The sequence below is a fragment of the Floridaenema flaviceps BLCC-F50 genome (assembly GCF_041929275.2).
Classification (GTDB): Bacteria; Cyanobacteriota; Cyanobacteriia; order Cyanobacteriales; family Aerosakkonemataceae; genus Floridanema; species Floridanema flaviceps.
Genome location: NZ_JBHFNR020000002.1, coordinates 1,576,062 through 1,588,031, shown reverse-complemented (window position 1 = coordinate 1,588,031; position 11,970 = coordinate 1,576,062). Strand labels below are relative to the sequence as shown.

The window sequence follows — 11,970 nt, the reverse complement described above, 5'->3', positions numbered from 1 at the left end:
CAACTGAGCAATTTATTTATCTAACTGTTACAAGCTTAACAGTTAGGTATATTTAGGGAAGGGTGATCATCTTTGCGGAAAACCCCCATAGCTATGGGCGGCTTTCTTACTCAATCTTCGTTTCCTCTAGTTCTGATAATGGAAGAAGTACGGGGAAATCCTGATTAAGGTTGTAACTCAGAGAATTTAGAAGACATACTCTTGTAGATGGAGATTGAAGGTTGGACTGTTGGGACTAAAGTCGGTTAGCTCTAATACTGTTTACTCGTACTAAAAGTTCTCTGATTTTTTTATGTCAAAGTATTGGACAATTTTTACTCACGATCGTCATTACAAGGAGGCGACTGTTTGAGTTGGTAATCATGAAGACCCGCGATAAAATACTGAACGCTATCATTGAGCATCCTGGTTTGACTACAAGAGAGATTATGGCGATCGCCCAACTCTCCCGAACAAACACAAGGGAACATCTGCAAAAGCTAGAAAGCTTGGGCTTAATTTATTCCGAAGCAGATGACCAAAATGCGAATAAGCACCGTTACTTTGCTACCAAAGACAAGGTGGAGTTTTAAAGCTTTTTAGATCCCCGACTTCTTGAAGAAGTCGGGGATCTGAGAGGATCTGAAAGATTAAGCGGTAACTGGAGTAGCTACTTCTTGCTGCTGTTTGGCGATTTCTAAAAGACGGCGAATCCGTTCTGCAGTAGGGGGGTGAGTGCGGAAAAGTGACTGTAAACCTTCTCCTGAGAGGGGGTTAATAATCAGAAGAGGAGACATGGCTGGATTACCGTTCATGGGAATCTGTTTGCCGATTTCTTCCAGTTTTTCTAAGGTTTGGGCAAGTGCTTGGGGATTCCCGGTAATTTGTGCCGAGCCTAAATCCGCTGCGTATTCACGAGTACGGGAAATCGCCATTTGAATTATGGCAGCGGCTAAAGGGGCTAGGATGATCAGAAACAATACTGCTAGAGGATTTCCGCCCCGACGATCGTCACGAGTGGCAGGATAATATAAAGCGCCAAAAGTGAGAATTCTGCCTAAAAAAGTGATTGCACCTGCGATCGTTCCTGCCACAGCTTGAGTCAAGGTATCCCGATTCCGAACATGAGTCAGTTCGTGAGCAATCACACCTGCTAATTCTTCTTTAGAAAGCAGATCGACAATTCCTTGAGTAACTGCTATTGCTGCGTGTTCGGGATCTCTGCCTGTGGCGAAGGCGTTAGGAGATTTAGTTGGTACAAAAAACAGCTTCGGCATGGGAATTTCTGCCTTAGCTGACAAAGAAGCTACCAAATCATAGAGTTCGGGCGCTTGTTCGCGGGCGAGTGGCTGTGCTTGATACGCCATTAACGCAGCGCGATCGGAATAATACCAAGAACTAAAACTAGTGAATGCTGCAAAAGCTAAACCTAAATAAAGTCCCTGTTCATTACCGACAAGATAATAGCCAGCTAAAACTAATAAACCACTAAGTAATCCCAGCAAAGCTGCTGTTTTAATTTGATTGATTCCCCGCATAATCAAAGTTGCACTAGGTTTTATAATTTTTATTCCAATTGTTATAAAGTTCTCAGATTTGCTAGGTACAATGTCTCTATCTGATGAAAGAAAGCCCTCTATCCCTGATGACAGATACTACAGTAAAAGCTAATGTTGTGTTGTATAATTCCTTTGAATAAGCTGATTCAATTCCCAATTTAACCATATTTATCGCCAATTCCGGTTACTTAGACCCTGCATCTTCTTTCTCTTCTCTTCGCGCTCTTCGTGCCTTCGTGGTTCAAAAAAAATAGTTTATTATTGCCATTATTTAGTATAATAATAAAAGTAAATAACCATAGATGTTTTGAGTGATAGAGCGCCAGAGGGAGATTAAATATGCCGCAATATACTTTAGCAGAAGATCCAACAGTAATTTTAACAGTGCCGGGTAAAAATGACACAAAGAAAAATCGAGAATCAGCTATAGAACAATTACTAGAATTAATGGATTCAGGAGAATTAAACATAGATTTAAAAGATGGTTTTGGGCCGGATCAGTTAATACTGATTAAAGATGGTAAAGCTGAGGGAAATGTCAATTTAAAAGAAAGTACAGGTGAAGATTCTGGGGTAGTGCAAGCGGTGCAAGTTTTAACGCAATTTGCCAGCTTACGCCAAAGAGTCGAGGAGTTACGTCCAGCGGCGCAAGAAGCGCGATCGCAAATTGATTTATTATTTGCAGGAGAAGTGACAGTAGACCAAATTCAACAAATCAAAGAAGGCTTAAAATCCCTGAAAAACTTTGCTCAAGTTAACATTCAATTTCGCGAATCAATAGCCGAAGCCGAAGCCGCCAGAAAAACTTTAGATGAAGCATTAACAACCGCAGCCTTAGAAAAAGCTGCGATCGAAAAAGCTGCGATCGAAAAAGCAGCAGAAAAAGCCACAACAACGGAAAAACTAGACTTACCAACTTAATTAAATCTCTTAATTAATTCCCAGTCCCCAGTCCCCAGTCCCCAACTGATATATGACTGAAATATTTACTAATCTCGAACTACCTCCGCCTTTTCCCGACCACACTCAATTACCGGAAGAAGATGGGACATTTGTGAAAAATTTTCAAGAACATCCCCAGAGCATTATTCTGACAGATTCATTGGGCCTTATTTTACAACGACTTCATCCTGATGGACAATATGCGATCGGACAAGATTGTGGTATTTATTGGCGAGAAACTGAGCCTCCCGAAAAAGGAGCAGAAGCACCTGATTGGTTTTATGTGCCTAATGTTCCACCTTTAGTAAATGGTGAAATTCGGCGTTCTTATGTGCTGTGGCGAGAATTTATGGCACCATTAATTGCGCTGGAATTTGCTAGTGGGGATGGTTCTCCAGAGCGCGATCGCACACCTTTATCTTATTCTGGAGAAGTTAGTAAACCGGGAAAATTTTGGGTATACAGTTAAATAGGGCTTGCGGAAAAAGAGGGAAAAGCGTAGGAAATACGATCGCTACCATATCCTTAATAATATTCGGCTTAAGAGTTTGAGCATTAATATTTGATTTTTGCTCCTTAAAGGCTTTCGCCAAATCGGAAACAGCTTTGGCTGCTTCAGCGCCAGTCTTAGTTCCCTCGGTAAGTTGTCCCCAGTTCAAATCTCTAACATCGGTTGTCAAAAATTTCCACAGCTTTATCGCCATTGCTGATTCTCCTTGCCTACATTATAAATTTTGGCAAAAAAATCAAGTATCAACAGCACATTTTTTCGCTAGGTATAGTTGTTAAGTCGGGGTGAGTTTTGGAGTTTGTGTTGCATCCAACTAAAGCTAAAAGAGTGACTCTCGGTGATAGATTAGCGATCGCTTTAAACACAAATTAACCTGATTTGGGAAATTTTGGGAAAGCCTGAAAATCCTCTCCCCTGCTTCCCCGTTCCCTTAATTATTACTCAGGCACAAAAGTTTGTCCCCATTTAACCTCTACTGTCCCTTTGGGCGAGAAGACAACTTTAAGTTCAGCGACAGGCTGAACATCTGTGTTGTTAGGTTGATTATTTGTCTGTTCTGGTAATAACTTAGCTAGAGGAGTTGTTGCTGCCAAACTCCTTGATACTTCATTCAGGGGTTCGTAGGACATGACAATTCCATTTTTATTCACTAGCACTCGATAAACTAAATCATCAGTTAAATTCGTTACTGTGGAATTGGCTTTAGAATTGATTAAGGTTTGCCAAGTTTGGGAAATTTCTGTTTGCAGTTGCTTTTGTAATTGAACGAGGGTTTCCTTGTCAGTAATTGCTGGCAGTATTAACGCTTTGGTGAAGTCTAAACTAGAGAGAATCTGTGAGGGAATCTGCGGAGGTAGATCCTTGAGTAGGAGCGGTGGTTTAAGATTATTGCGATCCAGATCGAGGGTAGTATCAAGCAACTGCTTAACAGGTTTCTGGTCAGATTGGGTGAATAAGCGATAGGGGAAGGATTGATATTGATATACTCTGGAAACCTTGCCTTCAATGACTGCGATCGCGTGAGCAGCTGCTTGATAACCCTCAGCACTGTGCGATTCATCGACAATAGATTGTAAAGGTTCCTTGGGATTAAGAAGTTGATTGGCAAAATCGCGAGTTAAGGGAACAATGCCAAAGACCTTAACTTTTTGACTCAAACCTAATTCCTTAACCGCCTGAATTGCCAATCTGGTCCTTAATTCATTGGCTCCCCACAACACATTAATATTAGGGTTATCCCTCAGCATTGTCTTGACTTCTTCTGCAGTTGTGGCATTGGTTGATGCCGTGTAGTTCCAACGAATACCCGTATTTTTTATTCCTGCTAAAAAACCCTGCAAATAAGGAAACAGGCGAGTAGAATCTGCACCATCCACAAATCCGATATTGACTGCTTGACCTGGTAACTCTTTTTTTGCCCAATTTCCCATATATTGACTAATGTCGTAACCCATTTTGTAAGAATCACTTTCATAACAAGCAAACACCACATTTTTTGCTTCTGAAGATAGGCAATCGCCGATAGTAATCGGCACAACACCAGCGATATAAGCTGTCAGAATAGCAGTGGTAGATTTTTGCGGATCTCGTGGTCTTAAGACGATCGCATCAACATCTTGAGCGAGTAATTGCCGAATCCCTTCGGCTTCACCTTGGGGATTATCTGCTACTTTCAGGGGTATAACTTCAACATTTTGATGTTCTTTAGCAAACTTCTCAATTCCTTGTTGATACAATTTATGAAATGAAGCGTCATTAGGGAGCAGGAATCCTATTTTATAACTATCAATCCCGGAATTAGCAATTTTCGCTTCCCAATTTTGGTCTTTGATCGCTTTTTCCCAATTGTAGGCTCTTCTTAATTGATCTGCTGACCAAAACTTAGCTCGCTTCAGGTCAGCCCCTTCCAGATCGGCTCCAATCATGATGGTTCCATTTCGCAAATCCGCATAGCGAAGTAACGCTCCGTCCAATTTTGCTTTGTAAAGAATAGCTCCTTGTAAGTTCGCCCGACTCAAGTTGCTGTTTTGCAGATTAGTTTGAATCAATTTCGCACCCGCCAAATTTGACCAGAGCATCCCAGAATGAACGATCGAGGCTCTGGTTAAATTAGCATCCTGAAGATTGATGCGACTCATGAAGCTACCATCGAGGTTAGCTGACTCTAAATTTGCTCCCTCTAAGTTAGCCATTCGCAGATTTGCCCCCTTGAGGTTTGCTCCCTTTAAATTAGCTCCTTTAAGGTTCGCGCCTGCTAAATTCACGCCTTCTAAGTTCGAGCCTTCTAGATTTATGCCTGCTAAATTCGCTCCCTTTAAATTCGCGCCTGCTAGATTGCTCTGAGAAAGGTTAAATCCTTCATACTTAAACAACTGAGGCGGCCATTGGGCAAGGGATACTTGCCCCAAGTCAAACTTATAGCACTTATTGATCTCAATACCTTCCAGATTTGCCTTGGCAAGTTGTTCACCTAAGAGACTTTCACACATTTGATTGAGGCTCTGGATGGCATCAATTCGAGATTGCGAATATTCCACATCATTTTGAGCGCGAATTTCTGCCCTGGCTGCACTAATTGCTTGCTGCTGTCGCTGGGGCCCTTCGAGAAAGTAAGCTCCCATTGCTGCCAAAAGGGTAAATTGACCAATCACAGTGGCTAAGCTGTAGATTGAGAGATTTTCACACCATTTGACTATATCTCCCAAGCGTTGGTCAAAAAATTTGATAGGTTTGAGCAAAGGAGAATTAAAAGTTTTCGCGGAGCTATTGCTCTGATACGTTTCAAACATCCGCCGATAGCTTTCTACTGGGATATCAAGTCTTTTAGCTTCTTTAATTAATTCGTACTCTTGTTGAACTGAATCTTCAAAGGCAGCTACGATACTAAAGCTCTCATCTAAACTTATTAAAACGTTTTCTAGTTCGGAAATGTCCCCACTTTCATTGAGGAAATCTTTTATTTCTGCTGCTTTTTTTCTCTCTAATTCTTTGTTATTTATCCCCATTTTTAAGCTCCTGAACAACTTAGAAAAATGGCTTGTTTGTCAACTACCATTTTTACTCGCAGATGACCCGGAAGAATTATATCACTCTTTCGGTAAAATAATATCCCTATCAATTTACATACTCATCATTACCAATATGCCATAGTTTGATCCTAATTTTCGAGGGACTGGCTAAATAGAAGTGATACTAAGACGCTTTTATAGGAATCTCAATGATAAATTCTGCTCCCTTTCCCGGAGTAGAAATACAGGTGAGTTTACCTTGGTGTTTTTCCACTACAACTGCATAGCTAATTGCTAACCCGATGCCTGTACCTTTGCCCACAATTTTAGTAGTAAAAAATGGATCAAACAATCGGCGTTGGGTTTCTTCGGGAATACCAGGGCCGTTATCCTTGATGCTAATCCTTACATAATTATTGTATACTACTTCGGTGTGAATTTCGATCGTAGGTGATAAATATTTAGAATCCTCTTTTCCCCAATTAACTGATGAGCGGTTTTCGATTCCCTCTTCTAGAGCGTCAATGGCATTAGCTAAAATATTCATAAATACTTGATTTAGTTGACCAGCATAACACTCTACTTTGGGTAATTTGCCATATTGTTTGATTACGTCAATCCCGGTACGATTGGGGCTGCATTTTAAGCGATTACTCAAGATTAACAGTGTGCTATCTATTCCTTCATGAATGTCTACAAATTTCATTTCACTTTCATCAAGTCGGGAGAAGTTCCGCAGTGCTAAAACAATTTCCCGAATCCGTTCGGCTCCCAGTTTCATAGAAGCCAAAAGTTTCGGCAAGTCTTCCACCAAAAAATCTAATTCTACTTGTTCTGCCTTTTCGGTAATTTCATCTCCAGGTGCCGGGAAACATTTTTGATATAAATTCAGCAGGTCTAGCAAGTCTTGTGTATATTCATCAGCATGACTTAAATTACCGTAAATAAAGTTAATTGGGTTGTTAATTTCGTGGGCAATACCAGCTACCATTTGTCCCAAAGCTGACATTTTTTCGCTTTGCACTAACTGAGTTTGGGTACGCTGAAGTTCTTTAAGTGCTTGTTCTAATTGAGCGGCTTTTTCTCGTTCTCTGGCTTCCGATTCTTGCAAAGCTGCATTTAATTTAGCCAGTTCATCTGCTTGGCGCAGGACAATTTTAATGATGGCATTTCTCAGTTCATGTACAGCTTCTATTTCGCATTCTTTCCAAGGTAATGATTTAAATTTAACGATTTCTTTCCACAATTCAAAGGATTTACGAGGCGAAAGACGTAAGCTGCCATCTTCCATAATTTTAGTGATTTCTGCTGGTTCATAAGGATTACCTGCCCAATTCACTGTTTGCACAACTTCAGGTCGGAAACATAAAACATAATGATTCTGTGTTTGGGAAAGGGAAATTCCAATTAAGCCGCTAGCCACATCCTTATATTTTTCTGCTTCTGGATAAAGTTTTGCCAAGGAATCTGTATAAAAAACATCTTGCTTAAAGTTATTACCTATCCACTCAATTAAGCTTTTAAGTTCGCTTAATGATGGGGTTTTACCAATGATTCTACATTCCCGATCTAAACAAACTGCGGCTCCTTCGGCGCTGACTAATTCTAATAAATTAGGATAGTGTTTGAGTAATCCGTCTATTACATTTTTTTCCCTGGACATATATTCAATAAATCTAGAAATCAGGGATTTTAGTTTAATTTGATAATCGTAATTTTCGCTATCAGCTTTTGAGGAGAGTTCCACGGACATTACTTGTCCTAAAAATTTGCAAGCTGTGCGAGCTTCATAACTAATATATTTTGGTGAATAATGATGACAGGCGACAAGCCCCCATAGTTTTTGGTCTTTCATTAAAGATATAGACATTGAAGCACCAACCCCCATATTTTGCAGATATTCTATATGTAATGGGGAGACACTTCTTAACCCGGAAAAACTCAAATCTATGGGATTACCAGTGACAGGATTATTAAGAGGTGTAATCGCAACTGGCTGATAGTTAACATTGGCAATTAATCTAATCCAATTTAAGGCATATAGTTTTCTTGCTTGTTTAGGAATATCTGTAGCTGGGTAGTTTAAGCCTAAATAGCTGTTTAAATCTTCTCGTTTATCTTCGGCAATTACTTCTCCATGACCTTCGGGGCTAAATCTGTATACCATGACTCTATCAAAACCAGAAAGATGCCGCACTTCTGTAGCTATGTTTTGGCATAGTTGCTGTAAATTAGGTGATTCCTGAATTTTAGAAGCGGCTGTTCTAATATAATGATAAAAACTAAAAAAAGGCATATATTCTATAGAGGCTGCCACTTCCAATTCTAGGATTAATAATCCATTTACCCGATGAATTATCCCATCGAAATAGGCAGATTCTTTGTTAGTTTTTATAGATAATTTAATGGGATTAAACGATTGGATTTCTTCATTAGATAAACATTGTTTGAGGCAGTTAAGTTGTAAGTCATCAAGTAATATACTCAAGTTATTACTAATCAAAGCTTCAGCTTTAATTCCCAAAAATTCCAGAGTGTTTTCACTGGCTTGTAAGATGGTAAGAGCGGGTTCTTGTAATACTAATATAACGCCATGAGGCTGAATTGAACCCGGAATGTGAATTGGTTCGTTCTCACAGTTAGTTAGACCAGCTTCTTCAGCTATAATAATTTTGCTCGTTGTCATGTTAGTAATTTTTCCTTAAAATAGAAAAAAAATGATACTAGGATGAGATTAAGTATAGATCTTTCTTCTTAATGTTGCTGATGATTATGGCGATCGCACCGGAGCGCCGCTGTTATTTCTGAAAAAACTACTCCTATCCTTTAAACTATTTAACTAACTCATACTAAGATGCCCAGAAGAACTATTAATTATGCAAATTTTGTATATTATTAATAAATTTTAATAATTTCCGAAAAATACTTTTAAGAAATATAACTTATTAACTATTTTAAGCGGATCTACCACTTTCGCCCTGTATTATAGCGGCACCAATTAAATGTGCAAGGCGCAAAGCTTCTGGAACATTACCACAGTCTGTCAATCTTTGCAGTACCGCACTGATAACTTCTGGTGTTTCGCCACAAACTTGAAAATAGAAAGGTGGAAAGGCATGAATTGTACCTGCACGTTGCAGTATTTTTAAGCGTTTTTCTGGTTGGGGAAGACGGCGCAAAGCAGTTTCCATTGCGCTCAGGTTTGGGAGATGGCGCATGACGGAAACACAAGGAAGTGCTAGTCGCTGGGAAAGTAGCGGCAGGTCTATGATATTGAAGCCACCAAAGGCGATGCCATCAAGTAGCAAAATATGTAATTGTGGTAAAAATTTGCTGCCAATAAGTAACTTACAAATTGTGTCTGTAGCGTTCCAGCCATCTTGTCGGACATACCCCCAAACCATGCCTTCAAAACGGGTATTGGCACAGACAATTCCAGAGATGGGTACGCGGCTTCCCCGACGACGTTGAAAGGGTGCATCATCAAAACCGATGACACGAATTGTGCGGTTTAATCTCAGTAGAGATGCCAGATTCATGAGTGATTATTTACCATAAAATATGTACTGATTAGAATATTGATAATTTCAGTTTATTCATAGTCGCGATCGCTAATTTACCACTAAATTCTCTCTTTAACTCATTAGTCTAACCACACAAACATATCTTTACGATTGAAATTACTGAACGGCATATTTTCATCAATATCCCGGTGTCTCTTTTCTGTTCTCGGTTGAGTTTTTGGTTGAGTTTTTGGTTGTTGGTAAAAGTTGTTACCGTTTTTCTGAATAGAGCAAGATGGCGGATTTTGTGGGTCAGGATTGGCCGGGGAAGTGAGGGAAACGGAAGTGTAGGTATGTGAACGTAGATGCTGATGAGCTTCGTTGATTTCTTGCAATTTTTTATGAGCTTTTTGTTGCAGTCGTGGATGATTGGGAAAACGGTCTGGATGCCATACCATAGCCAAGTCTTTATACCCCTGGTGAATTTCTTCTAAGGAGGCTCCCGGCTCTAGTTCAAGTACTTTGTAGTATTCCTCTAGTTTACTCATTGATGACTCCCTACGGTCATTCCAAAAATAGCGATCGACCCACGTATTTTTAGTTTGAAGTGAGTTGCAAGTAATGTGTTCTTTTTAAAGACATAGTTTTAAAAAAATATGTTTAGATATTTTCCTTAACTTAAATTAATTTTTATTAGAGTAACTACTCTATTTCCCTACCTTATTAAATTGAGCAAGAAAATCAGTTAAATAAGTTACATTCTTATCTACCAATCTCGTCCTTTAATTTCAAAATTTGTTAAGCCTTGAGGTTGTTCGTATTGAATAGCTACGTTTTTCACCTCGGCTGTGCGGCTTCCTTGATGACACCAACTAACTATTTGCTCAACCTCTGCTTTTTCCCCTTCAAAAACAGCTTCTACACGACCATCGGGTAAGTTGCGTACCCAACCATTAATACCTAACTGCTTTGCTTGATTGTAGGTCGAGTAGCGATAACCTACTCCTTGAACAAGTCCAGTAACAATAACATGAACACGAATTAAGTCTGTGTGTAATTCTTTTGTCATAATTCTTTAACTTACAACTCTTCTATGCAAAAGTTCGGCTACATGAGTATGAATTACTTCGTTTTCCCAATAATTAGGATAATTATAGTAATTATTACTCATTTCAATGGCAATATCCTCAATTGCTGGATGACCACCAAATAGAGGACTAATGGGAAAGGCTGATAGATCATCTATACCATAAAAAACTTTCCAAATAATTTCTTGAGTCTGTTCAGGAATGCCAATTTCATCAATTGATAAACTTTCTTGATTGGCAAAGGTATCAACTACCCGTTGGGAACTTAGTAGTAAAAGCGGAAGTTGGGATGCCATAGTAACGATCGATCCCAATTCTAAATGTTTTTGGAGAGCAGCGACACGCCAAAATAAATAGCGTTCTACTGTTTCCTGCTTTTCCTCTGCCAAAATATGACTGCTAGCAATTGTTGGTTCTTTAGCTTGTTCTGGGTCATTTTTGATTCGGTTGCCAATTTGGGAAAATAACCCATGTAAGAAATCGTTAACTATATTTGTACCTAAACCGCTACTAATGGCGTGTAATCTAATTTTAATAGTTGTTTCTTTTTTAGCTAAATTTCTCTCAATTTGATGACGATACTTTTCTAAAAGCTCTAAAATTTGACTGTAAACTGCTAGTTGTAGGGCAATTTTTCCCTCAATTCCGCTATAGTAAATAGCTGCACCGATTGGGTGTGACCAAATTAGGTTTTGTAGGGGGTGAAGTAGCGATCGCCACCAAGGTTGTAAGTTACTATTAGTAATAGCTTGGGATTTCGCTCTACAATTTAGTTGGTTAGCAATAAATTCTTCTGCTTTATTCAGCCTTTCATCTAATCTTGCTTCCTCTGTATCTGCCAAATAATGACCCCAATTTACTGAAATAATATCATCTATGCGTTCAAATAGCTTATGCTGTTTCTTAACTGGTTCCCAAAGTAAATCATATAGTTTCGTTTCCGAAAAATTTGAACTATGGGGAATTACCCCATGTACAAATAAGAGGATGTTAATAGTTTTAACTTTAATGTCTTTTGGCTTATTTTTAATACTAAGTTCGCTTGGTCGTCTAATAATAAAATCCTTTAATCCCTCTAGTTCTTCATATTCGACTGTCACAGCTTTGACTACTGCATCAGGACTCCCTCGGTAACACCAACGAATGATTGCTTCGACAAGTTCTTTATTTCCCTCAAAAACAGCTTCTACTCGTCCATCGGGTATTTCTTCCACCCAACCCCCGATTCCCCATTGGTTTGCTTTGTCCCAAGTAGCTAGGCGATAACCTACTCCATGAACAGTTCCAGTAATGAAAACGTGCGCTCTAACCTTTTCCGAAGATGACTGTTTTTCCATTAAATTTATATTACATAACTACTGTTAATTGATTTTTATTCTT

The 11,970-nt window shown here is 39.2% G+C and carries 10 protein-coding genes and 1 pseudogene; 3 read left to right on the top strand and 8 right to left on the bottom strand.

Annotated elements, in window-relative coordinates:
• Positions 1-362 precede the first annotated feature (362 nt).
• The gene (locus ACE1CI_RS27315; RefSeq protein ID WP_413265822.1) at positions 363-572 is read left to right on the top strand and encodes a winged helix-turn-helix transcriptional regulator; all 210 of its coding nucleotides are present in this window, start codon (positions 363-365) and stop codon (positions 570-572) included.
• Positions 573-629: 57 nt separating this feature from the next.
• Here the strand turns inward: ACE1CI_RS27315 and ACE1CI_RS27310 are convergent, their stop codons facing one another.
• Positions 630-1,517, bottom strand: a complete 888-nt coding sequence (locus ACE1CI_RS27310; protein WP_496615861.1) for a M48 family metalloprotease — start codon at positions 1,515-1,517, stop codon at positions 630-632.
• A gap of 360 nt (positions 1,518-1,877) precedes the next feature.
• On the opposite strand from ACE1CI_RS27310, the gene ACE1CI_RS27305 reads away from it, so the two are divergent.
• Together ACE1CI_RS27305 and ACE1CI_RS27300 are read left to right on the top strand one after the other, a co-directional pair.
• A complete protein-coding gene (locus ACE1CI_RS27305; RefSeq protein ID WP_413265824.1) occupies positions 1,878-2,459 on the top strand; it encodes a hypothetical protein in 582 nt (193 codons plus the stop codon).
• 52 nt (positions 2,460-2,511) lie between these two features.
• Positions 2,512-2,943: pseudogene (locus tag ACE1CI_RS27300) on the top strand (Uma2 family endonuclease); the annotation flags it as partial.
• Here ACE1CI_RS27300 and ACE1CI_RS27295 read toward each other — a convergent pair.
• From ACE1CI_RS27295 to ACE1CI_RS27265, 7 genes are all read right to left on the bottom strand, one after another.
• On the bottom strand, positions 2,915-3,184 hold the full coding sequence (locus tag ACE1CI_RS27295; RefSeq protein WP_413265825.1) for a hypothetical protein: 270 nt from the start codon (positions 3,182-3,184) through the stop codon (positions 2,915-2,917). The pseudogene ACE1CI_RS27300 and the gene ACE1CI_RS27295 overlap by 29 nt on opposite strands.
• A 244-nt stretch (positions 3,185-3,428) precedes the next feature.
• Entirely contained in the window at positions 3,429-5,996 is a 2,568-nt protein-coding gene (locus tag ACE1CI_RS27290; protein ID WP_413265826.1) for a pentapeptide repeat-containing protein, read from the bottom strand.
• Between the two features lie 187 nt (positions 5,997-6,183).
• Positions 6,184-8,685, bottom strand: a complete 2,502-nt coding sequence (locus tag ACE1CI_RS27285; RefSeq protein WP_413265827.1) for an ATP-binding protein — start codon at positions 8,683-8,685, stop codon at positions 6,184-6,186.
• A gap of 268 nt (positions 8,686-8,953) precedes the next feature.
• Positions 8,954-9,538, bottom strand: a complete 585-nt coding sequence (locus ACE1CI_RS27280; protein ID WP_413265828.1) for an endonuclease dU — start codon at positions 9,536-9,538, stop codon at positions 8,954-8,956.
• Positions 9,539-9,642: 104 nt separating this feature from the next.
• On the bottom strand, positions 9,643-10,050 hold the full coding sequence (locus ACE1CI_RS27275; RefSeq protein ID WP_413265829.1) for a J domain-containing protein: 408 nt from the start codon (positions 10,048-10,050) through the stop codon (positions 9,643-9,645).
• A gap of 218 nt (positions 10,051-10,268) precedes the next feature.
• Positions 10,269-10,571, bottom strand: coding sequence for an acylphosphatase (locus ACE1CI_RS27270; protein ID WP_413265830.1), 303 nt, complete (start codon positions 10,569-10,571; stop codon positions 10,269-10,271).
• Between the two features lie 6 nt (positions 10,572-10,577).
• Complete coding sequence (locus ACE1CI_RS27265; RefSeq protein WP_413265831.1) at positions 10,578-11,927, bottom strand: acylphosphatase; 1,350 nt, start codon at positions 11,925-11,927, stop codon at positions 10,578-10,580.
• Positions 11,928-11,970 lie beyond the last annotated feature (43 nt).

Bases quoted from the DNA above. Each gene is read 5' to 3' on its own strand.
- ACE1CI_RS27315 (WP_413265822.1), top strand. From the start codon at position 363: ATGAAGACCCGCGATAAAATACTGAACGCTATCATTGAGCATCCTGGT.
- ACE1CI_RS27310 (WP_496615861.1), bottom strand. From the start codon at position 1,517: ATGCGGGGAATCAATCAAATTAAAACAGCAGCTTTGCTGGGATTACTT.
- ACE1CI_RS27305 (WP_413265824.1), top strand. From the start codon at position 1,878: ATGCCGCAATATACTTTAGCAGAAGATCCAACAGTAATTTTAACAGTG.
- ACE1CI_RS27295 (WP_413265825.1), bottom strand. From the start codon at position 3,184: ATGGCGATAAAGCTGTGGAAATTTTTGACAACCGATGTTAGAGATTTG.
- ACE1CI_RS27290 (WP_413265826.1), bottom strand. From the start codon at position 5,996: ATGGGGATAAATAACAAAGAATTAGAGAGAAAAAAAGCAGCAGAAATA.
- ACE1CI_RS27285 (WP_413265827.1), bottom strand. From the start codon at position 8,685: ATGACAACGAGCAAAATTATTATAGCTGAAGAAGCTGGTCTAACTAAC.
- ACE1CI_RS27280 (WP_413265828.1), bottom strand. From the start codon at position 9,538: ATGAATCTGGCATCTCTACTGAGATTAAACCGCACAATTCGTGTCATC.
- ACE1CI_RS27275 (WP_413265829.1), bottom strand. From the start codon at position 10,050: ATGAGTAAACTAGAGGAATACTACAAAGTACTTGAACTAGAGCCGGGA.
- ACE1CI_RS27270 (WP_413265830.1), bottom strand. From the start codon at position 10,571: ATGACAAAAGAATTACACACAGACTTAATTCGTGTTCATGTTATTGTT.
- ACE1CI_RS27265 (WP_413265831.1), bottom strand. From the start codon at position 11,927: ATGGAAAAACAGTCATCTTCGGAAAAGGTTAGAGCGCACGTTTTCATT.